Source organism: Anaeromyxobacter paludicola (genome assembly GCF_023169965.1).
In the GTDB taxonomy this organism is placed as follows: Bacteria; Myxococcota; Myxococcia; order Myxococcales; family Anaeromyxobacteraceae; genus Anaeromyxobacter_B; species Anaeromyxobacter_B paludicola.
In genome coordinates this window covers 1203726-1224173 of the sequence record NZ_AP025592.1, presented here as the reverse complement: position 1 = coordinate 1224173, position 20448 = coordinate 1203726, and the positions used below count along the sequence as shown (strand labels likewise).

At 74.9% G+C, this 20448-nt stretch carries 24 protein-coding genes; 2 read left to right on the top strand and 22 right to left on the bottom strand.

The features are described from left to right. Nucleotides 1–9: 9 nt before the first annotated feature. Complete coding sequence (locus tag AMPC_RS05715; RefSeq protein WP_248345090.1) at nucleotides 10–717, bottom strand: flagellar hook-basal body complex protein; 708 nt, start codon at nucleotides 715–717, stop codon at nucleotides 10–12. Nucleotides 718–902: 185 nt separating this feature from the next. Between AMPC_RS05715 and AMPC_RS05710 the strand changes: the two genes are divergently transcribed. After that, nucleotides 903–1337, top strand: a complete 435-nt coding sequence (locus AMPC_RS05710; RefSeq protein WP_248345088.1) for a flagellar export protein FliJ — start codon at nucleotides 903–905, stop codon at nucleotides 1335–1337. A 77-nt stretch (nucleotides 1338–1414) separates the two neighbouring features. Here the strand turns inward: AMPC_RS05710 and AMPC_RS05705 are convergent, their stop codons facing one another. The 16 genes from AMPC_RS05705 to AMPC_RS05630 all read right to left on the bottom strand — a co-directional run bounded on the left by AMPC_RS05705 (nucleotide 1415) and on the right by AMPC_RS05630 (nucleotide 15991). Next, the gene (locus AMPC_RS05705) at nucleotides 1415–2983 is read right to left on the bottom strand and encodes a glycosyltransferase family 2 protein (RefSeq protein WP_248345086.1); all 1569 of its coding nucleotides are present in this window, start codon (nucleotides 2981–2983) and stop codon (nucleotides 1415–1417) included. Beyond that, entirely contained in the window at nucleotides 2980–3684 is a 705-nt protein-coding gene (locus AMPC_RS05700) for a sigma-70 family RNA polymerase sigma factor (RefSeq protein WP_248345084.1), read from the bottom strand. Before AMPC_RS05700 ends, AMPC_RS05705 begins: the two co-directional genes overlap by 4 nt. A 16-nt stretch (nucleotides 3685–3700) precedes the next feature. Further along, nucleotides 3701–4576 carry a MinD/ParA family protein gene (locus AMPC_RS05695; protein ID WP_248345082.1) on the bottom strand — a complete coding sequence of 292 codons (876 nt, stop codon included), beginning with the start codon at nucleotides 4574–4576 and terminating at the stop codon, nucleotides 3701–3703. A gap of 20 nt (nucleotides 4577–4596) precedes the next feature. Then, on the bottom strand, nucleotides 4597–5943 hold the full coding sequence (gene flhF / locus AMPC_RS05690) for a flagellar biosynthesis protein FlhF (protein WP_263009634.1): 1347 nt from the start codon (nucleotides 5941–5943) through the stop codon (nucleotides 4597–4599). Between the two features lie 13 nt (nucleotides 5944–5956). Further along, nucleotides 5957–8035, bottom strand: a complete 2079-nt coding sequence (gene flhA, locus AMPC_RS05685) for a flagellar biosynthesis protein FlhA (RefSeq protein WP_248345080.1) — start codon at nucleotides 8033–8035, stop codon at nucleotides 5957–5959. Next, nucleotides 8032–9093: an EscU/YscU/HrcU family type III secretion system export apparatus switch protein gene (locus tag AMPC_RS05680; RefSeq protein WP_248345078.1), complete on the bottom strand. Its 1062-nt coding sequence runs from the start codon at nucleotides 9091–9093 to the stop codon at nucleotides 8032–8034. The genes flhA and AMPC_RS05680 overlap by 4 nt, the downstream gene beginning before the upstream one ends. 3 nt (nucleotides 9094–9096) lie before the next feature. Then, nucleotides 9097–9840: a flagellar biosynthetic protein FliR gene (locus AMPC_RS05675; protein ID WP_248345076.1), complete on the bottom strand. Its 744-nt coding sequence runs from the start codon at nucleotides 9838–9840 to the stop codon at nucleotides 9097–9099. Continuing rightward, the gene (locus AMPC_RS05670; protein ID WP_248345074.1) at nucleotides 9840–10103 is read right to left on the bottom strand and encodes a flagellar biosynthetic protein FliQ; all 264 of its coding nucleotides are present in this window, start codon (nucleotides 10101–10103) and stop codon (nucleotides 9840–9842) included. The genes AMPC_RS05675 and AMPC_RS05670 overlap by 1 nt, the downstream gene beginning before the upstream one ends. 1 nt (nucleotide 10104) lies before the next feature. After that, nucleotides 10105–10809: a flagellar type III secretion system pore protein FliP gene (gene fliP, locus AMPC_RS05665; RefSeq protein ID WP_248345072.1), complete on the bottom strand. Its 705-nt coding sequence runs from the start codon at nucleotides 10807–10809 to the stop codon at nucleotides 10105–10107. After that, a complete protein-coding gene (locus AMPC_RS05660; RefSeq protein WP_248345071.1) occupies nucleotides 10806–11489 on the bottom strand; it encodes a flagellar biosynthetic protein FliO in 684 nt (227 codons plus the stop codon). The genes fliP and AMPC_RS05660 overlap by 4 nt, the downstream gene beginning before the upstream one ends. A gap of 9 nt (nucleotides 11490–11498) precedes the next feature. Beyond that, on the bottom strand, nucleotides 11499–11786 hold the full coding sequence (fliN, locus tag AMPC_RS05655; RefSeq protein WP_248345069.1) for a flagellar motor switch protein FliN: 288 nt from the start codon (nucleotides 11784–11786) through the stop codon (nucleotides 11499–11501). Between the two features lie 12 nt (nucleotides 11787–11798). Further along, nucleotides 11799–12848, bottom strand: coding sequence for a flagellar motor switch protein FliM (locus tag AMPC_RS05650; protein ID WP_248345067.1), 1050 nt, complete (start codon nucleotides 12846–12848; stop codon nucleotides 11799–11801). Between the two features lie 16 nt (nucleotides 12849–12864). Further along, complete coding sequence (locus tag AMPC_RS05645) at nucleotides 12865–13377, bottom strand: flagellar basal body-associated FliL family protein (protein WP_248345065.1); 513 nt, start codon at nucleotides 13375–13377, stop codon at nucleotides 12865–12867. A gap of 127 nt (nucleotides 13378–13504) precedes the next feature. Beyond that, nucleotides 13505–14359 (bottom strand): HDOD domain-containing protein, encoded by an 855-nt coding sequence (locus AMPC_RS05640; protein WP_248345064.1) that lies wholly within the window; start codon nucleotides 14357–14359, stop codon nucleotides 13505–13507. A 15-nt stretch (nucleotides 14360–14374) separates the two neighbouring features. Continuing rightward, complete coding sequence (locus tag AMPC_RS05635; RefSeq protein WP_248345062.1) at nucleotides 14375–15565, bottom strand: response regulator; 1191 nt, start codon at nucleotides 15563–15565, stop codon at nucleotides 14375–14377. 18 nt (nucleotides 15566–15583) lie between these two features. Continuing rightward, nucleotides 15584–15991 carry a chemotaxis protein CheX gene (locus AMPC_RS05630; RefSeq protein WP_248345060.1) on the bottom strand — a complete coding sequence of 136 codons (408 nt, stop codon included), beginning with the start codon at nucleotides 15989–15991 and terminating at the stop codon, nucleotides 15584–15586. A 371-nt stretch (nucleotides 15992–16362) separates the two neighbouring features. Here AMPC_RS05630 and AMPC_RS05625 point away from each other — a divergent pair, with 371 nt between their 5' ends. Next, nucleotides 16363–17169: a CheR family methyltransferase gene (locus AMPC_RS05625; protein WP_248345058.1), complete on the top strand. Its 807-nt coding sequence runs from the start codon at nucleotides 16363–16365 to the stop codon at nucleotides 17167–17169. Between the two features lie 31 nt (nucleotides 17170–17200). Here the strand turns inward: AMPC_RS05625 and AMPC_RS05620 are convergent, their stop codons facing one another. Genes AMPC_RS05620 through AMPC_RS05600 form a run of 5 tightly spaced genes read right to left on the bottom strand, consistent with a single transcriptional unit; the run spans nucleotide 17201 to nucleotide 20423 of the window. Beyond that, on the bottom strand, nucleotides 17201–18235 hold the full coding sequence (locus AMPC_RS05620) for a protein-glutamate methylesterase/protein-glutamine glutaminase (protein WP_248345056.1): 1035 nt from the start codon (nucleotides 18233–18235) through the stop codon (nucleotides 17201–17203). Then, the gene (locus AMPC_RS05615) at nucleotides 18232–18696 is read right to left on the bottom strand and encodes a chemotaxis protein CheX (RefSeq protein WP_248345054.1); all 465 of its coding nucleotides are present in this window, start codon (nucleotides 18694–18696) and stop codon (nucleotides 18232–18234) included. The genes AMPC_RS05620 and AMPC_RS05615 overlap by 4 nt, the downstream gene beginning before the upstream one ends. Beyond that, nucleotides 18689–19087, bottom strand: coding sequence for a response regulator (locus tag AMPC_RS05610; protein ID WP_248345052.1), 399 nt, complete (start codon nucleotides 19085–19087; stop codon nucleotides 18689–18691). Before AMPC_RS05610 ends, AMPC_RS05615 begins: the two co-directional genes overlap by 8 nt. Beyond that, complete coding sequence (locus AMPC_RS05605; RefSeq protein WP_248345050.1) at nucleotides 19084–19947, bottom strand: HDOD domain-containing protein; 864 nt, start codon at nucleotides 19945–19947, stop codon at nucleotides 19084–19086. Before AMPC_RS05605 ends, AMPC_RS05610 begins: the two co-directional genes overlap by 4 nt. Next, a complete protein-coding gene (locus tag AMPC_RS05600; RefSeq protein WP_248345048.1) occupies nucleotides 19944–20423 on the bottom strand; it encodes a chemotaxis protein CheD in 480 nt (159 codons plus the stop codon). The genes AMPC_RS05605 and AMPC_RS05600 overlap by 4 nt, the downstream gene beginning before the upstream one ends. Between the last annotated feature and the right edge of the window lie 25 nt (nucleotides 20424–20448).

Below are 20448 nucleotides of genomic sequence, written 5' to 3'. Positions count from 1 at the left end.
CCTTTCGGGCTAGCGGACGCGGCCCACGTCGGTGGAGCGCTGGTCGAGCTGGCGGTAGGTCTGGAGGGCCTGCATGGACGAGTCGAACTGCCGCTGCGCCGAGATGAGCTCGACCATCCCCTCGAGCGCGCTGCCGGTGCCGAGCTCGACCTCGCCGCCGCGGAGCGGGGCGCTCACGGGGCTCGCGGTTCCGCCGGGCGCGGGGACGACGACGGAGGGGCCGAGCCGGTCCGCCGGCCCCTGCAGCTGCACGCGGGCGACCTCGCCCAGCTCGAGGTCGCCGGCCCGCACCACCCCGTCCCGATCCACGGTGGCGGTGCGCTCGGGCGGCACGGTGATGGGCTCGCCGCGGGTGGAGAGCACGAGCCGGCCGCCGGCGGTGAGGCGCCGCTCGGCGTCGAGCGTCATCCGGCCGTCGCGGGTGTAGGCGGTGGCGCCGTCGGCGCCGCGGACCGCCAGGAAGGCGCCGTCCTCGGGGTAGACGTCGAGCGGGTTGCCGGTGCGCACCGCCGGGCCGGGCTTCAGGCTCACGCCCGTCCCGACCGCGGCCGCGTAGACCTTGTCGGGCGCGCCGCCGGCCGGCAGGAACGACTCGAACGCCGGGCGCGAGGGGCGGAACCCCGGCGTCTGGGCGTTGGCGAGGTTGTCGGCGATCGCGTCGAGCTGATCCGACCGCGCCGTCGCGCCGCACATGCTCACGTAGAGACCGTCAGACATCTGGCGTTGCTCCTCCGGAGCGCCTCTACAGCAAGGCCGGTGCCAAGGAGCGGCCGCGTCCCGCCGCCGCGGGGCGCCGTGCCCGCCGGCCGGGGCGGCCGGGCAGGAGCTGCCGCCGAGGTGGGCAATTTCCGCCTCTCGCGCGCCCCTTAAGGGAAGGTTATCGTCGTGCCGAGAGAAGAGGCATGGCGGCGCCCAAGACGCGACTCGACAAGCTGGTGAAGCTCCGCGATCGCTCGGAGGAGACCGCGCTCGCGCACCTCGCGCGCGCGCAGGCCAGCCTGAGCCGCGCCCGCGAGAACCTGGAGGGCGCGCTCACGCGGGCCCGCTCCGACGAGCGGAGCGCGGGCCAGGCGGCGCTCTGGATGCTCGTCGAGGCCGCGCACACGCGGGACCTCCACGGCGTGCGGATCGCCGAGCAGGCGGTGGCCTCGGCCGCCGACGGCGAGGCGCGCGCCCGGGCGAGCTACGGCGACGCGCGGCAGCAGGCCGAGGTGGTGCGGCGCATCGCCGACCGGAAGCGGGCCGAGCTCGTGAAGGAGGAGGAGCGGCGCGAGCGCAAGGTGCTCGACGAGCTCGCCACCATCCGCTTCGGGACCGCGCGCGCGGGGCGGAGCTAGGAGCCGCCGGAGCGGCCCCGGCTCCACGGATCGCCTCGGAGCCCCGCGCGGCGCGGCGCCGGCCGCGATGCCCTCGCTCAGCGGACCGCGGCGGCGAACCAGGGGAACGGCTCCGCCACCGCCTCGGCCCGGAGCGCGAGCGCGGCTCGCACCGGCGCCGGGGCGAGCCGGGAGACCGCGGCCCAGCCGCGCAGCGCCGCCTCCGCCTCCGCCGGCCCGAGCTCCACCTCGAGCGCGCTGTCGCGCCCGAGCGCGAGATCGCAGGTCAGGATCCCGAGCGCCGCCTCGGGCAGCTCGGCGAGCACCGCCGCGCAGGCCTCGCGGGCGCGCGCGACCTCGCCCGCCGCGAAGAGCGCCTGGGCCAGGCGGAGCGCGCCGCGGCCGCGAGGGGGATCCCCCGCCACCCGCGCCAGCGGCGCGCACGCGCCCGCCGCGTCCCCGGCGAGGAGGGCCGCCTCGCCGAGCGCCTGCAGGAGCTCCTCCGACTCGCCGTGCCGGGCGGCGTGCTCCTCCGCGAAGCGGGCGGCCGCCGGCGCGCCGCCGGCGATCCGGGCCAGGCTCGCCGCGGCGACGAGGGCCTCGGGGTCGTGCGGCGCGGCCGAGGCGGCGGCGTCCACCCGGCGGCGGGCCGCCGGGAGGTCGCCGCGCCCGAGCGCGAGGCGCGCCAGCCCGAGCGTCGGCCGCACCGTCGCGAGCTGCACCTGCTCGGTCTCGGGGGCGAGGGCGAGGCAGGCCTCGAAGCGCCGGGCGGCCTCGGCGGCGCGGCCGAGCCGCTCCTCGAGCTCGCCGAGCCGCAGCAGCAGCGGGGCGGCGCGCGGGACGGCGCGCTCGCGGAGGGCGAGGAAGCGGTGCTGCGCGGCCGGGTCGCCGGGGTGGAGCCCCTCGGAGAGGAGCACCAGCCACTCGCCGCCGAAGTGCGCCCGGGCGAGCGCGGCGGGGTCGCGCTCGGCGGCGGCGAGCCCCGGCGCGGCGCGGGCGTGCCAGAGCGCCCGATCGCCCCAGAAGCGCGCCTGCTCGAGCAGCTTGAACCAGGCGTACAGGTCGCCCGGGTCCCGCGCCACGCAGGCGTCGAGGATGGCGACGTCGCGCGCCTTCTTGTCCTTGGCGGCGGCGCGGGCGCGCACGTAGCCGAGGTGCTCGACCGCCCCCTCGAGGTCCACCCGGCGGCGCCCGGTGCGCGCCAGCATGGCGGCCACGTCGGGGCCCACGTCCTCGTGGATGGCGTGCCGGAAGCGGATGGCCGGGTCGGCGCGGAAGAGGCGCAGCAGCCGGGCCTCGCGCACGTGCCCGTGCGGGAGGTGGTTGCGCATGCGCAGGGAGGCGGCCCCGGCGGCGGGATCGGCGAGCGCGCGCCGCGCCTCCGCCACCAGCGCCGGCGAGACCAGCTCGTCGGGGTCGAGCCAGGCGATCCACTCTCCGCGCGCCACCTCGAGCCCGGCGTTGCGGCCGGCGGCGAAGTCGCCGGTCCAGGGCCGCCGCAGCACCCGCGCGCCGGCCGCGGCGAGGAGGGCGGGGGTGGCGTCGGAGGAGCCGGTGTCCACGGCCACGAGCTCGTCCCAGAGCCCGCGCGCCGCGGCGAGGAAGCGGGGCAGGAGCTCCGCCTCGTCCCGGACCAGCAGGCAGAGCGAGAGGCGCGGCCGGCTCACGGCCCCTCGTCGCCGTCCTCGCCCGCGAGGAGCCCGCGCACCTTGCGCACCGCCTCGGAGTGGAGCTGGCAGACCCGCGGCTCGCTCACCTCGAGCACCTGCGCGATCTCGCGGTAGGTGAGCCCCTCGACGTAGTGGAGCGAGAGCACGAGCTGGAGCCGCTCCGGGAGCTGCCCGACGGCGCACGCCAGCCGGCCGCGCAGCTGCGCCCGGTCCACGAGGTCGTCGGCCCGCTCCTCGCTCACGCCCTCGAGCTCGTAGGTCATGGGGAGCACCGGCTGCTCCAGCCCGGCGAGCCCGTCGGCCTCGTCCACCGCGAGCCCCAGCGCGGCGGCGACCTCGTCGGAGGTCGGCTCGCGCTGCAGGTCCTTCGTGAGCTGCGCCCGGGCCCGCCCGAGCTCCTCGGTCCGGGCGCGCAGGCGCCGGGGCAGGTGGTCCATGCGGCGCATCTCGTCGCGCATGGCGCCGCGGATCCGGTGCTCGGCGAAGCTCTCGAAGCGGACGTTCTGGGCCGGGTCGAAGCGCCGGGCCGCCTCGAGCAGGCCGAGCGCGCCCACGCTCCAGAGGTCGTCGGCGCTCACGGCCCCGCCGGTGCGGGCGGCGAGCCGCCGCGCTGCGCGGTCGATGAGCGCCGCGTGGCGCGCGATGAGCGCCCCCTCCTCGGCGCCGGCGGCGGCGTAGCGTGCGTGGGCGAGGTGCATGCGTCCCCCGCGGCCGTCAGCCGGCCGCCGGCCCCCCCGACTCGCGCAGCAGCCGCTGCCAGAGGAACTTGAGGCCGCCCTGGAGCTGCGCCTGGGGACGGGAGGCGAGGAGCCGGTCGCAGATCGCCTCGAGGGCGCGGCTGGCCGGGGAGCGGGGGTAGAGGTCCACCACCGGCCGCTGCGCCATGAGCGCCCGCTGGAGGTTCTCGTCCCGCGGGATGTGGCCGAGGAACGACAGCCGCGCCTGCAGGAAGCGGTCGGTGACGCGGGAGAGCTTGGAGAAGATCTCGCGGCCGTGCGCCTCGGTGGGCATGGGGTTGACGAGCACCTGGAAGTGGTCCACGCCCGCCCGCTGCGAGAGCACCTTCACCGTGGCGTACGCGTCGGTGAGCGAGGTCGGCTCCGGCGAGACCACCAGGATGGCCTCCTGGGCCGCGCCCGCGAAGAAGAGCACGTTGTCGCCGATGCCGGCGCCGCAGTCGATGAGCACGAGGTCGAACTTGCTGTCGAGCGGGTCGAGCGCCGAGAGCAGCCGGAGCTTCTGCGCGTCGTCGAGGACCGTCAGCTCCTGGACGCCGCTCGAGGCGCCGAGCACCCGGATCCCGTGCGGCCCCTCGGCCAGGACGTGCTCGGCGTCGATGGTGCCGTCGAGCAGGTGGCCGAGGTGGTACTGCGTGGTCATCCCGAGCACGATGTCCGAGTTGGCGAGGCCGAGGTCGCCGTCGAGCAGGAGCACCCGCCGCCCCATCCGCGCGGCCAGCACCGCCAGGTTCGCGACGATGTGCGTCTTGCCGACGCCGCCCTTGCCGCTCGTCACGGCGATGACGCGCAGCGGGTTGGCTCCCTGGGGGGAGCGCTCCACCAGCTCGCGCAGCGTATTGGCTTGATCCACGGACGTCTCTCCAGTCTCCGTCATCGGAGCGCTCCCTCGGGCGAGGTCAGCACCAGCTCCACCAGCTTCGCCGAGTCGAAGGCGTGCAGGTCCTCGGGGACCCGCTGACCGTCGGCGATGCACGCCACGGGCCGGTCCACCCGCGCGGCGAGCGCGAGGATACCGCCAGGGCCCGCCGCCTCGTCGAGTTTCGTGAACACCAGCCGGTCCGGCTGGATGGCGCGGTAGCGGTCGCCCACGGCGGCGAGCTGCCGGCCCCCGGCGGCGGCGCTCGCCACCAGGTGGAGCTCGATCCCGGGCACGCTCCGGACCAGGTCGGTCTGGCGCTCCACGTCCTCGATGGAGGAGCGGCCGGCCGTGTCCACCAGCACCATGTCGGCCTGGCCGACCCGCTCCATGGCGCGGGCGAGCTCGGTGCGGTCGCGGGCCACGAGCACCGGGACCCCCATGATCTCGCCGTACCGGGCGAGCTGGTCGCAGGCGCCGATGCGGTAGGTGTCCACGGTGAGGAGCGCGATCCGCTTGCGCGACTCGAGCAGCGCCCGGGCCGCCACCTTGGCGAGGGTGGTGGTCTTGCCGACGCCGGTCGGGCCGACGAAGGCGATGACCTGGCGCCCGGGGGCGAGCCAGGGGGCGGGCGCGACCGGCAGCCGGCCCTCGAGCGCCGTCCGCACGCGGGCGAGCACCGCCGCCTTGCGGCCGCCGCCGGCGGCCACCGCCGCGGTCACGAGCTCCTCGGCGAGCGCCGGGTCCACGCCGCAGTCCAGGAGGTGCTTCTCGACCGACTGGGCGCCGGGGGGGAGGCGCGGCTTGCCGGAGGCGCGGGCGCGCCGGGCCATGAGGGCGAGGGCGCGGCGGGCCTCCTCGAAGGAGCGGCGGAGCCCGTCGGCCATCTCGTCCTCGCCGAGCTCCTCGGCGCCGGCCGGCGGCTCCTCGGGGAAGGGCTCGTCGGCGCCGAACCCGCGCAGGGCGGGACGGGGCGGGCGGGCGGCGGGGACCGGCGCGGGCGCGGGCGGGAAGGCGGGGGCCGGCCGCACCTCGACGGGAGCGGGGAGCTCGGCGGCGGGGCGCGCGAGCGGCGCCGGCGCGTCGGCGGCCGGGGCGAGCACGGCCGGCGACGGGCGCTGCGGGAGGGCGGGGGCGGCCGGGACGGCGGAGAGGCCGGCCTCGGGCAGCTCGAGCCCGGCGGTCACCTCGACCTCGGGGCGGCGGAACAGCCCGCGGTCCACGCTGCGCGTGTCGAGGATCACCGCGTCCGGGCCGAGCGCGGCCTTGACGGCGGCGAGCGCCGAGGCGGTGTCGGCGGCGCGGAAGGTCCGCACGGTGGCGTTCGGGGGCGGGGCGGTGCGGCGGCTCGGCTGGTACACGGTGGGCGTCCTTTCAGGCGGCGCTCAGCTGCAGGGCGGACTGGATGGTCCCGGCGGGCTGCACGGTGGTGCCGGGGACGAGCTCGCGGGCGGTCACCACCCAGAGGTCGGGGACGAAGCGGGCGGCGAAGTCGAAGAGCGGACGGCGCAGGTCGGCGGGGGCGAGGACCACCACCGGCTGGCCGGCGGCGTTGAGCCGGGAGGCCTGCGCCTCGAGCGAGGCCACCAGGCGGCGCGCGGTCTCGAGGTCGGGCGCGAGCGCCGCCTCCCCGTCGGCGGCGCCGAGGCTCTGCCGCAGCACCTCCTCGGTGCCGCGGTCGAGGGTGAGGGCGTGCACCACGCCGTCCGGGCCGGCGAGCCGGCCGGTGATCTGGCGCGAGAGCCGGCGGCGCGCCTGCTCCACCAGGAAGGCGGTCTCCTTGCTGCGCGGGGCGGCGTCGCCCACCGCCTCGAGGATGGTGCGCAGGTCGCGGACCGACAGCCCCTCGCGCAGGAGCCCGCGGAGGACCCGCACCAGCTCGCCCAGGGTGACGACGCCGGGCACCGTGTCCTCCACCAGCTTCGGCGCCTCCTTGCCGCAGACCGCCAGGAGCTCCTGGACCTCCTGCCGGCCGACCAGCTCGTGGGCGTTGCGCCGGAGCAGCTCGGTGAGGTGGGTGGTGATGACCGAGGCGGCGTCCACCAGGGTGAGGCCCATCGACTCGGCGCGGGCGCGGTCGCTCGGGAGGATCCAGATGGCCGGGAGCCCGAAGGCCGGGTCCTGGCCGGGGAGGCCGTCGATGGGCGGCGTGCCGCCCTGCGGGTCGAGGGCCATGAGCCGGTCGGCGTGGGCCACGCCGCGCCCGATCTCGAGGCCGCGCAGCATCACGCGGTAGGCGCTGGCGTCGAGGCGCAGGTTGTCGCGCAGGTGCACCGAGGGCAGCACGATCCCGAGGTCGCTCGCCGTCTGGCGGCGCAGGGCGGTCACGCGCCCTGGCAGCTCACCGCCCTTGGCGAGGTCGATGAGCGAGAGCAGGCCGTATCCGACCTCGAGCTCGAGGGTCTCCATCGCGAGCAGGTCCTGGAGCCGGTCGGTGGCCTTGGCCGCCTCGGGGCGGGGCCGGGCGGCGCCGGCGGCGGCCTCGGCGGCGGCCCCCTGGGCGCGGCGGGAGAGGAGGTAGAGCACTCCGCCCACGGTGCCGAAGGCCGCGAGCGGCATGCCGGGGAGCAGGCCGATGAGGCCGAGCACGCCGGCGGCGATGGCGAGCACCCGGGGCTTCCCGAGGAGCTGCGACCCCATCTGCGAGGAGAGGTTGGCGCCGGCGGCGCGGGTGACGAGGATGCCGGCGCCGGTGGAGACGAGCAGCGCCGGGATCTGGGAGACGAGGCCGTCGCCCACGGTGAGGAGGGTGTAGGTCTCGGCGGCCTGCGCCAGCGGGATGTGGTCGCGCAGCAGGCCGGCCACGAGGCCGCCGACGATGTTGATGCCGGTGATGGCGAGGCCGGCCATGGCGTCGCCGCGGACGAACTTGCTCGCGCCGTCCATGGCGCCGAAGAACTCGGACTCGGCGGCGAGCTGCTCGCGGCGGGTGCGCGCCTCCCGGTCGTCGATGATGCCGGCGGCGAGGTCGGCGTCGATCGACATCTGCTTGCCGGGCATGGCGTCGAGGGTGAAGCGGGCCGCGACCTCCGAGACGCGCCCCGCGCCCTTGGTGATGACGGCGAAGTTCACCACCAGCAGGATGAGGAAGATGACGAGCCCGACCACCAGGCTGCCGCCGACCGCGAAGCGGCCGAAGGTCTCGATGAGGTGGCCCGCCGCGCTCGGCCCCTCGCCGCCGTGGAGCAGGATGAGCCGGGTGGTGGCGACGTTCAGCGCCAGCCGGAACAGCGTGACGATGAGGAGCAGCGACGGGAAGACCGAGAAGTCGAGCGCCCGGGTGAGGCCGAGGGCGATGAGCAGCATCAGCACGGCGAGGCCGATGCTGAGGGCGAGGAAGAGGTCGAGGAAGACCGGCGGGACCGGGACGATGAGGATCCCGACCACGGCCAGGACGGCGCCGGCGAGCAGGATCTCGCCGCGGGCGCTCGGGGCGGGGGCGGCGGCGCTCACGGGCGGGCCCCCGCGCCGGTCCTGCCGGTGAGCCGGTAGACGAAGGCCAGCACCGCCGCGACCGCCTTGTAGGTCTGGGCCGGGATCTCGGCGCCGACCTTCACCTTGCGGTAGAGGAGCCGGGCGAGCGGGATGTCCTGGACGATGGGGATGCCGTTCTCGCGGGCCAGCTCGCGCATGTACTCGGCGAGCTTCCCCTTGCCCTTGGCGGTCACGCGCGGCGCCCCGCCCTCGTCCCGGCGGTAGCGGAGGGCGATGGCGATGTGGGTCGGGTTCACGAGGAGCGCGTCGGCGCGGGGCACCTCGACGCGGGCCCGGCCGCGGGCGAGCTCGCGATGGCGCTTCTTGCGCTTCCCCTTGATGTGGGGATCGCCGTCCTCCTCGCGCGCCTCCTGCTTGACCTCTTCCTTGGTCATCTTGAGCCGATCCGTGAACCGGTAGCGAGTGACTGCAACATCCAGGCCGCCGATGACCACGAGCACGGCGAGGACCCGGATCGCGGCCGAGGACAGGAAACCGAACGCTTGGGCCAGCTGCTCCCCCGGGCCGAGCCCCAGAAGCCGGTCGATCGTCAGGAAGTGGGCGCGGAGCGCGCCGTACACCGAGCCGGCGAGCGCCACCACCTTGACGGCGGCGATCCCGAGCTCGATGAGGAAGTCCTTCCCGAACATCCGGGTGAGCTTCCCGGCCTGGAAGACCTTGGAGAGATCGGGCAGGGCGAGGTCGGGCCAGAAGCCGCCCCGGGTCTGCACCAGCAGGCCGGTGGCGGTGGCGAGGGCGCAGGCGGCGGAGACCGCGAGGGTGGCGAGGATGGGGCCCACCGCCATGCGGGGCAGGGCGGAGAACGGGGTGGTGGGGAGCGAGCGGAGCGCCTCGGCGAAGAGCGAGGTGAGGCCGTTCCGGAGCGGGGCCGCCATCGCCCCGAGCGCGGCCGTCCCGGCGGCGATGCCGGCCACCATGGCGGCGTCGCGGCTGATCGGGATCTGCCCCTCGCCCCAGGCCTGCTGGAGCTTCCTGCCCGTCGGTTTCTCTGTGCGGCCGTCCGATTCACCCGACACGGGTCACCTCTGGAAGGCCGCCAGGGCCGCGCGGGCCGCCAGCTCCGCCGCCGCGGGGGCGACGAGGTAGAGGGCGCCGCCGCCGGCCAGGATGGCCACCGAGAAGCCGATGGACGAGAGGCTGAGCTGCGGCGCGCTGCGCCCGAGGATGCCGATGGTGGCGTGGCCGACCAGCACCGCGCCCATCACCGGGAAGGCGAGCCGCACCGCCAGCGCCGCCGAGACCGAGGCGCTCCCGATGGCGCGCACGGCGAGGTCGCCGAGGGAGCGCGGGGCGCCCGGGGGCCAGGCGGCGGTCGATCGCGCCAGCCAGCCGATGGCCTCGCGGTGGATCCCGAAGGCGATGGCGACCGCCTGGGCGGTCTGGTAGACGGCCTCGCCGACCGCCCCCGAGGCGTCGCCGGTGGTCGGGTCCATGAGCTGCGACATGCCGATGCCGGCGGCGAGCCCCATCGCCTGACCGGCCGCGCGGGCCGCCTCCAGGATCCAGCGGGCGGAGAGCCCGCCCAGCAGCCCGAGCGCGGTCTCGCCGGCGGCGGCGACGGCGAGGCCGTCGATCCCGCCGGGCGGCTCGATCCGCGGCCCGCCGGCCCCCGACCAGACGGCGAAGGCGACGAGCAGGCCGAGCCCGAGCCGCGCCCGCATCGGGACCACGCGGGCGGAGAGCACCGGCGCGCTGACGAACATGCCCAGGGTGCGCAGCAGCACCAGGGCGTAGCCGTAGGCGGCGGCGAGTGGCAGGTCCATCAGTGGCCGGCCATGCGGGTCAGCGCCGTGGCGAGGAAGCCCGAGAGCCGCTCCATCATCCAGCCTCCCGCGAACCAGCAGAGGAGCAGGGCCCCGCCGACGCGCGGCAGGAAGCCGACGGCGGGGTCGTTGATCTGGGTGGCCGCCTGCAGCACGCCCATGAGCAGCCCCATCCCGAAGAGCACCCCGAACAGCGGGCCGCCGACGTTGACGAGCAGGAGGAAGCCCTCCTTGAGCAGCGCGGCCGGGAGCGCGGCGTCCATGCTAGGCGAAGCTCCGCGCCAGCGAGGCGACGACGAGCCGCCACCCGTCCGCCATGACGAAGATGCCGAGCTTGAGCGGCAGCGTGATCATCGTGGGGGGCACCATCATCATGCCCATCGACATGAGCATCGCCGAGACGAGCAGGTCCACGAGCAGCAGCGGGATGTAGACGAAGAGCCCCATGCGGAAGGCGGTGGTGAGCTCCGAGACCATGAAGGCGGGCATCACGATGGTCATCGGGATGGCCTCCCCGCGGGCGGGGCGGGGCTTGCCCGAGATCTCGTAGAAGAGCTGCAGGTCCTGGTCGCGCGTCTGCCGCAGCATGAACTCCCGCAAGGGGACGCTGGCGCGGTCGAGCGCGTCGCCGGGCGCCACCCGGTCCTCGAGGTAGGGGCCGAGCGCCTCCGACCAGACCCGGTTGCCGGTGGGGGCCATCACGAACGCCGAGAGCACCAGCGCGAGCCCCACCACCACCTGGTTCGGCGGGAGCTGCGGGGTCCCGAGCGCCTGGCGCAGGAAGGAGAGGACGATGACGATGCGGGTGAAGCAGGTGACCGAGACGAGCAGCCCGCTCGCGAAGGAGAGCGCGGTGAGCAGCAGGAACAGCTTGACCGGCGCCGAGCCGCCGCCCGCCACGGTGATCGACACGCCGGGGTCGGCGGCCGCCGCGGCGAGCGCGCCGAGGGCGCTGCCCGGGGGGATCATCGCACCTGGCCCCGCTGGCCGGTCGCGAGCTTGCGGCGCAGCTCCTCGTCCTCGGCGCTCTCGGCGAGCAGGGCGGCGAAGTCGGGGGGCGGCGGCGGGGGGGCGCCGGCGCGGTGGGCCGAGAGCTTCTCGAAGAGGCCGCGGACGCTGCCGGCCACCTCGGAGAGCTTCTCGCGGGGCGCCGCCGACCAGGCCGGGGCGGCGGCCGCGCCGGGGGCCGCGAGCGGCGGCGGCGCGGCGAGCGGCGCGAGCGCCGGATCGCAGGGGCGGGACGAGAGCAGCTGGATGCCGCGCTCGGAGCTGCCGAGCACGAGGAGCTCGTCGCCCACGCGGGCGACCACGATGGAGCGGCGCGGCCCGAGGCTGGCGGTCTCGAGCACCTGCACGAGCCCGCCGGCGCGGGCCTTCTTGCGGGCGAGCAGGAGCGCCGCGGCGGCGAGCGCGAGGAGCAGCAGCGCCGGCACCGCCACCGACCCGAGCCCGCCGGAGGAGGCCGGCAGCTCGAGGGGCCGGGCGAGCTCGCGGGCCGGCTCGGCGGCGGGCGCCGCGGCGGCGGGCAGCGGCGGGGCGAGGGCGGGCGCGGGGACGGCGGCCGGGGCCGGGGCGGGCCGCGGCGCCGGCTGGGCCGGCGAGGCGAGGAGCGCGAGCGGGAGGGCGGCGGCGGCGAGGGCGGAGAGCATGGGCGGCCCCTAGCGCAGGCGCTGGATTCGCTCCTGCGGGCTCACGATGTCGGTGATGCGGATGCCGAACTTGTCGTTCACCACCACCGCCTCGCCGCGGGCCACGAGCCGGTCGTTCACGAGGATGTCGAGCGCCTCGCCGGCGACCTTGTCGAGCTCGATCACCGAGCCCGGCCCGAGCGCGAGCAGATCCTGGATGGTCATGCGGGCGCGCCCGAGCTCCACGTCCACCTCGAGGGGGACGTCGAGGAGCATGTCGAGCCGGCGGGTGGAGCCTTCGTTCTGGGGGGTGTCCATGGGCGGGGGCCTCTAGGGCAGCGCGACGGCCGGGCGGGGCGCGGGGGCGGCGGAGGGGGCGGGGAGGGGGGGCGTGAGGGAGGGCGGGAGCGGCGGCCGCAGCTGGTCCTCCACCACCAGGGCCAGGCTGCCGCCCTGCACGGTGGGGCTGCCGCTGAGCTTCTCGCGCCCCTCCACCAGGATCGAGAGCGGGCTGCCCTCGTCGCTGTCGAGCAGGAGCACGTCGCCGACCTGCAGGTCGAGCAGCCGCGAGAACGGGATGGTGGTGCGGCCGAGCAGCCCCTTCACGTCCACCCGCACCTGCTCCATCTCGCGGGCGAGGGCGTCGGCGAAGCGGTCGTCGCCGCGCTGCGACAGGCGGCGCGGCGAGCAGAGCTTGCTCTTGGCCGGCTCGACCGAGGCGTAGGGGATGACGAGCTGCAGGCGCCCCTCGATGCCGCCCTTGATCTCGAAGGCGGTGATGATGCCCACGTCGGTGGGCGGGGCGATGGCCGCCATGCGCGGGTCGGCCTCGAAGCGGAGCACCTCGGGGTCGAACGGCAGCACGGGGTGCCAGGCGGTCCGCATCGCGTCGGTGAGGATCACGAGCAGCCGCCGGAGCACCATCTGCTCGATGGCGGTGAACTCGCGGCGCGCGTCGGCCTGCTCGCGCTTGCCGCGGCGATCGCCCAGGGCGGCCGAGAGGAGCGCCTCCCCGAGCCCCGGCTCGAGCACCGCCAGGGCGAAGCCGTAGGCCGACCCGAGCCCGAGCACGCACACCGACGCGGGCGGCGCGGTGACCGGGACGAGGTCGGAGAACTTGAGCAGGGTGGCCGGCGCCGAGGTTACGGCGAGGGTGAGGCGGGTGCGGCCGGCGAGCCCGATCCCGAGCATCGAGGCCACCTGCTCGTTGATGGCGTCGAGCGTCGGCATCTGGCCGCGGATGATCCGGTCCTGGCTCGTCAGATCGTACGGCACGACGGTGTTGTCGTGCTGATCCAGGGTGGCCTCGGGCTGGACCCGGCCGTCCTGGACGGCGCTCATGAGCGCCTTGATCTCCTCTGGTGTCAGCGTGGCGGGCATGGGCGCGGGCTCCTCGCTACTGCACGACGAAGTCGGTGATGTAGAGCGCGCGCACCGGCGCCCCGACCTGCTTCAGGATGTCCACCAGCGCCGTCTTGACGCGGTTCAGCCCCTCGCTGCCGCGGAGCTCCTCGAGCGAGCGGTCCGAGAGGTAGGCGATGAAGGCGTCGCGGATCTGCGGCAGCCGCGCGTTCACCTTCTCCTTGTCGAGCTCCATCCCCACCTCCACCTCGAACGAGATGCGGGCGTAGCGGTCGGCCTCGGGGTTGCGCAGGTGGATGGTGAAGTCGGGGAGCTTGACGCTCGGGCCCGGCCCGGCGCCCTCCTTGCCGTGCTCGCCCTCCTTGCCGGCCTGCTCGCCGGCGGGCTCCTTGCCGTGCTCGCCGTCGGCGGCCTTGGCCGGGTGGCCGCCGCGCAGCATCACGAAGGCGAGCACGCCCACGATGAGGAGCGTGTTCACGCCCGCGAGGATGAGCGGGAGCTTGGAGGTGCCTGGGGCGGGGGGTGAGCCAGTCTCGGGGTCGGCCATGGAATCTCCTGGCCGGCCTGAGAGCAAGGGGCGTGCCTCTCGGATGCGCCCGTGATTCCGGTGACTTGCGCCTTCGAGGGCGTCACCCCGCTGACGTCGGCGACCCGGCGTCAGCGGGGTGACGGGCTCAGTCGAAGAGGCCCGAGACCCGCTCGCGCAGGCCCATCGTGAGCGACTTCAGGACGTCGTCGCTCACGCCGATGAGGGAGCGCCCGATCATCACCAGCGCGTCCACGTCGTCGGCGTCCACCGGCCCGGAGTAGAGGGTCGCCTTCTTGGCGAGGGCGTTCCCGAAGCAGACGGCGTTCACCAGCGCCGAGCGATCCGAGTTGTCGTACTCCGAGGAGTCGCGGATGCACTTCGCGATGGCGTCGGGGAGCTGCCAGCGCTCCGCCAGGGCCATGCCGACGGCGCGGTGGGTGCGCCCGACCACGTCGATCCACTCCTCGAACTCGATCCAGGGCTGGTTGTAGAGCTCGGTCATCTGGCGCTCGAGCTCCAGCAGCACCGCCATGACCACGTACTTGCCGAGGTCGTGCAGCAGCCCGGCCACGTATGCGCCGGGGGAGTCCGGATAGCCGGAGAGCGCCGAGACGTCGCGGGCCATGTTGCCCACCGCCACCGAGTGCTCCCAGAGCTTCCGCGCCGCCCCGGCGATCTTGGCGTCGCGCGAGACGAACATCTTGAGCCCGGCGGCGTCCGCCAGCAGCGCCCGGACCGCGCGCGGCCCCATGCGCCCGAGGGCCTCGGGCACGGTGGCCTTCTTGCCGGGCCCGGTGCCGCCGGCGCGCAGCGCGCGCGCCGCCAGGACCGGGTCCTGCTCGATCACCTCGGCCGCGCGGCGCAGGTTCACCTCCGGCTCCTGGAGGATCTCGTTGATGCGCTTCACCACCGACGGCAGGGTGGGGAGCACCAGCGAGTCCTCCTGGATCCGCTTGCGGACGATCTGCTCCAGCTGGGCGGCGAGCTTCTCTGCGCTCATCCGGTTCGCGCTCCGCTAGCTGCCGCTGGCGGCGCGGGCCTCCTCCAGCGTCGGGTAGAACTTGAGGCTCTTCGTCTCGTCGAACCCGGAGAGCGTCTTGCGGGCCTCGTCGGAGCCGACCAGGGAGACCTCGATGCCCATGCTCGACGCCTGGGTCACGAGCCCCATGACGAGCCGGGGCAGCCGGTCTCCGTCGCTCGGGACCTGGCCCACCTGGAAGATCATGTCGGCGTAGCAGGCGTTGGCGAGCTGGTTCAGGGCCTCGGGGAGCATCGTGGTGAGGCGGCCGTAGAACTTCTCGAGCCGCTCCGGCTTGCCGCTGAACGAGGCCATCGAGACCACGTTGTCCTGGATCGAGAGCGCGTCGCTGCTGCTCTCGAAGTACTGCGCCACGAGGTCGTCGATGTTCTCCGGCTTGAACGGCTTGTAGAAGACGTCGTCGAAGCCCTGCTGCTTGACCTCCTTGACCACGTCGTTGGTGGTCCGGAGCGCGAGCGCCACGAAGGCGGCGTTCGGCTGCAGCACGCGCAGCTGGCCCATGAGGACCACGCTGTTGACGTCGGGGATCTCGGTGTCGAGCAGCACCACCTTGAAGGACGCCTCGCGGCAGGCCTGCAGGGCCTGCGCCGCGTTCACCGCGCCGTGCAGCGAGAGCTGCTGCGGCAGGAGCTGGCGGAGGCGCTTCGCCACGTTCTCCATGTCGTCGATGACGAGGAGGTCCATCGCCCCCTTCGCGCCGGCGGCCGGCTGGGCGGCGGACGGGGCGGCCGCGGCCGGGGCGGCGGGCGCGGCCCCCGCGGGCGCGCCGACGGCGGCGTTCATGGCGGCGAGGGCGTCGGCCGGGGCGGCGGCCTGGAGGACCGAGAGGATCTTGCTCCGCAGCTCCTCCGGCTTGAACGGCTTGAGGATGTAGTCGGTGATGCCCTGCTTCAGCGCGCTCGCCACCACGGAGCGCTTCGACTCCGAGGTCAGCATGATGACGGGGGTCTTGTCCCCGCGCTCGCGCAGGGTCTGGAGCATGGTCGGCCCGTCCATGTTGGGCATGGTGACGTCGAGCAGCACCAGGTCGAACCTGGCCTCCTGGAGCCGGGCGAGCCCCTGCACTCCGTCCTCCGCCTCGCCGACGTCGAAGCCGAGCTCGCGGACCTGCTTCGCCACGATGGTTCGAACCGCGCGGCTGTCGTCGACCGTCAGAATCGTTGCCATGGGTGCGTCTTCCTCCTGCTACGCGATGCCTTCGATGATCCAGAGAACGAGCCCCACCTGCTGCGCGCGGAGCACGACCGCGTGCTGGCCGTCGGTGGGGGGGACTGCCGGGACCCCGTCTCCGCCGTCCACGATCTTGGGGAGGCCGAGGGCCTGGTCGAGCGCCATCAGGCTCTTGAGCAGGCCGGCCGTCATGTTGACGAGCTCGCAGAGCGAGTCGTTCATCATCGACTGATCGACCGTCTCGGGCGCGCAGCCGAACATGGCGGCGCTGAGCGTGGTGCAGCCGTGGGTGTCCGAGGACAGGCCCACCGTGATGGGCCTGGAGCCCGGGATCGGCAGCACCGCCGTGCGCCAGACCAGGTTCGAGAGCTCGGAGGAGCCGCCGTCGGGGACGAACGACAGCCCGAGCATGGTCTGGGTCACGCCTGAAACGACTGCCGCCATCTTGTCGGAAGAAGGGAGAGCGTTCATAGGGTCGTTGGTGTCTGCGACGGGTGTTTGCAAGCGCCACGCCCCGCCTTCGAGGCGGGCGGCCGGCGGCGCCGGGAACCTCCGCCGCCGCGCGCGCCCGGGGCGGCCGGGCGAGGATTCCGCCCGTGAGGTCGGCAGGTTGCGCGGAGGCCGCCCCGCCCCGCCGGGCGGGCCCGGGCGCCGCGACCCCGGGGTCGGGCGGCCCCGCGGCCCCGCTCCGGCGGGTGGTTCCCCTGGACCCTGGGGGCGGAATGACCCGGCGCGCCGTCAAGGCGCGTCAGCGCCGCGGTCCGGGCACGGCGGGTGCACGGCGCAGAGGGCACATGGATCGAGAGAGCTTCCAGGGGTTCCAGGACGTCGCCTACAAGCACGCCGGCATCTTCCTGCGCGACGGGAAGGAGGCGCTCGTCCAGGCCCGCATCGCCAAGCGCATCCGCGAGCTCGGCCTGCCGGGCGAGCGGGACTACCTCGACCTCCTGCGCGGCGAGGGCGCGGAGGAGGAGATCGTCCGCTTCCTCGACGCCATCTCGACCAACTACACCACCTTCTTCCGCGAGCCCGACCACATCGAGGAGCTGGTGCGGGACGTCACCCGCCTGCGCGACGGCGGGCAGCGGAAGTTCCGCATCTGGAGCGCCGCGTCCTCCACCGGCGAGGAGCCGTACTCGATCGCCATGGCGCTGGCCGGGGCGCTCGAGGGCTGCGACTGGCTCATCCTCGCCACCGACATCTCGACCCGCGTGCTGGCCCGCGCCAAGGCCGGCGTGTACGGCGAGAACGAGGTCGCGGCCATCCCCGAGCCGCTCCGCCGCCGCTGGCTCGAGCCGGCCGGGGCCGCGGTGGCGGGCGAGCCGGCCTGGGCGGTGCGCGCCGAGCTGAAGGAGCGGGTGGTCTACCGCCGGCTCAACCTCGCCACCCCGCCGTTCCCGATGAAGGGGCCGCTCGACGGGATCCTCTGCCGGAACGTGATGATCTACTTCGACCAGCACGTGCGCCAGGGGCTGGTGTCGGAGGCCGCGCGGCTGCTGCGGCCCGGGTGCCTGTTCATGGTGGGCCACTCCGAGACGCTGAACGGGCTCAAGACGCCGCTGAAGGCGCTGCGCCCGAGCGTCTACCGGCTGCCGGGGTAGGCGCGCGCGGCCTTCGCCGGCGCGCCCGGCCTCAGGCCTGGTTCTGCTCCACCGCCCGCAGGATCTCGGCGGGGAGGGCGGTGAGCGGCAGCACCCGATCCACGCCGCCCAGCTCGATGGCCACCTTCGGCATGCCGAAGACCACGCAAGAGGCCTCGTCCTGCGCCAGGTTGAGCGCCCCGGCCTTGTGCATCTCGAGCATGCCCTCGGCGCCGTCGCCGCCCATGCCGGTGAGGATCACCCCCACCGCGTTCTTGCCGGCGCACCGCGCCACCGAGCGGAACATCACGTCCACGCTCGGCCGGTGGCGGTTGACGCGCGGGCCGTCCTTCACCTGCACGTAGTAGCGGGCGCCGGAGCGGGCGAGGAGCATGTGCTTGTTGCCGGGGGCGATGAGCACCACGCCCGGCACCACCGAGTCCCCCTCCGAGGCCTCGCGCACGTCGAGCTTGGTGAGCTGCTTCAGCCGGTCGGCGAAGTACTTGGTGAAGAGCTCCGGCATGTGCTGCGTGATCACCGTGCCGGGCGAGTTGGCCGGCATGCGGGTGAGGATCGACTCGATGGCCACCGTGCCGCCGGTGGAGGCGCCGATGGCGAGGACCTGGTTGGTGGTGCGCGAGAGGGCGGCGGCGGGCGTGGTGGGCGCGGGCGGCGCCGCCAGCGCGCGCCGCTTCACGTCCACGAACGCGGCCACCTTCACCTTCTCGGCGAGCTGCGTGGTCATGTCGCCGACCGTGAAGGAGGCGCCCGGCTTGCACATCACGTCCACGGCCCCGGCGGCGAGCGCCTCCATCGCCAGCTCGCCGCCGGCGGCGGTCAGGGACGAGACGACGATCACCGGGATCGGGTGGTAATGCATCAGCTTGCGCAGGAAGGTGAGCCCGTCCATGCGCGGCATCTCGAGATCGAGGGTGACGACGTCGGGCTGCCGCTCGACGATGAGGTCGCGGGCGACGAACGGGTCGGGCGCGGTCCCGACCACCTCGATCCCCTCCACCTTGGCGAGCTGCGCCGAGAAGATCTGCCGGACCACCGCCGAGTCGTCCACCACGAGGACCTTGATCACGGGCGGCCTCCCACCCGCGCGGCGGCGTCGAGCCGCCGGCGCTCCTCGGAGACGAGGCTCACGCGCACCGGCTCGCCCTCGAGCCGCGCCTGGCAGGCCGCGGCGGCGAGCCGCTCCACCCGGGGCAGGCCCAGCACCGCCGGGGTCCCGGCGCCGCAGAGCTCGCCCAGCAGGGCCCCCGCGAGCATGTTGAGCAGCTCGCCCACCGCCTCGTCGGCGCGGCCGGCGGCGGCCTCGGCGTCCTCCTCCCCGAGCAGGTTGGCGGCCAGCTCGGCCGCGAGCGCCGGCGCCGCCGCCAGGGTCAGCTCGCCGTCGCCGGCCCCGGTCCAGGAGAGCCGGGCCACGACCACCTCGTCGGTCCAGGCCGGGGGGCGGTCGTCGGGCTCGAGGAAGACGAAGGCGGCCTCCTCCAGCACGCGGGCGGTCTGGTCGGCCAGGAGGCCGGCGTCGAGCTCAGCCATGGGATCCCCCTTCGCCGGCGCCGAGCAGGGCGCCGAGCACCTCCCGGAACTGCTCCGGGCGGAACGGCTTCTTGATGTACGCGCGCGCCCCGCGCTGCTTCAGCTCGGCGATGCGGGCCTCGGCGTGCTCGGAGGAGACGATCACCACCGGCACGGTCTCGAGCAGCCGGTCCTCGGCCATGTGGCGCACCAGCTCGAGGCCGCCCATCACCGGCATGTTGAGGTCGGCGAAGACGATGTCCACCCACTCGCGGCGCAGGACGGCCAGCGCCTCCTCGCCGTTCCCGGCCTCGTGGATCACCTTCACGTCGAGCCCGGCCATGGCGAGGGACTTCTTGACCATGGCGCGGACGATGGACGAGTCGTCCACCACCAGCACGCTGTAGCTCATCGGGGACCTCCAGCCGGGGCGAACAGGGCGCCCATCTCCCGGATCGGTTCGAGGCAGTCGCCGGCGGCGCGCTCGAGCTGCTGCACCTTCAGGCCGAGCCGCTGGCGGGTGCCGCGGTCGATCTCGCGCGCGAGCTCGCCCACGTCGTTCCCGAAGCCGACCAGCTGCGCCAGGCCGTCGGCCACGTGCACGAGGTCCACCAGGGCGCGATCGACCGAGTCCGGGGCGCGGCCCGGGTCGTGGTGCCAGGCGGCGACGTCCGCCACCTGCGGGGGCAGGTTCCAGGCGCGGGCGACCGCGGCGCCGATCTCCGCGTGGTCGAGCCCGAGCACGCGCCGCTCGGCCGAGACGAAGGAGAGCCCCTCGCGCAGGCCGCTCAGGATCTCGTCCGACTGGTCGGCGACGAAGCTGCAGATGGCGAGCTTGCCGATGTCGTGCAGGAGCCCGGCCGTGAAGGTGAGGTCGGGCGGGCGCAGCCCGAGCTCGCCCGAGAGCCGCTCCGAGAGGACGGCCACGGCCACGCAGTGCTGCCAGAAGCCGAGGGCGTCCAAGCCGTAGCCCGGGAGCCGCGGCGGGACCACGCGCGCGGCCGCGGCGAGGGTCGCCACCTCGCACACCCGCTTCACCCCGAGGAGGACCACCGCCTGGCGCACCGACTCGGCGCGGGAGCGCGGCGCGAACCAGGCGGAGTTGGCGTAGCGGAGCAGGTTGGCGGTCAGGGCCGGGTCGGGCCGGATCACCGCCTCGAAGTCGGCCACGCTGGAGCGCTCGTCGCGGGTGAGCGACCAGAGCCGGGTGGCGACGGTGGAGAGGGTGGGCAGCTGGGCGATCGCGCCGGCGATGCGGTCGGGGGTGATCACAGCGCGAGCTCCTCGCCCTGGGACTGCACGGTGCAGCGTCCGGAGAGCACCTCGAGCCGGACGGTGCGCGACCGGGCGCCGCCCACGTCCTCGGCCGCGATGATGATGCCGTTCTTCCAGAACAGCTTCCGCAGCACGGTGTAGTTGCGCTTGCCGATCGAGAAGAGCCCCTGGTCGTCGTAGAGGGCGCCGCCCCCGGCCACCTTGACCACGAGGTCCTTCTTCTCGCAGCCGTAGCCGTACATGGTCTTGAACAGCAGGGGGATGCCGGTGTCGGCGAACATGGCCGGCCGCTCCGCGGCCTTCTGGGCCGAGGTCTCGGAGAGCGGCAGCATGTAGTGGATCATCCCGGCGACCTTGCGCAGCGGGTCGTGCACCATGACGGCGATGCACGACCCGAGCGCGTAGGTCACCAGGGTGGAGTCCTGGTCGGCGCTGACCCGCAGGTCGCTGATCTCGACGGTGATGAGCGCCATCCCGGACCCCGCGCCCGCGCCGTGC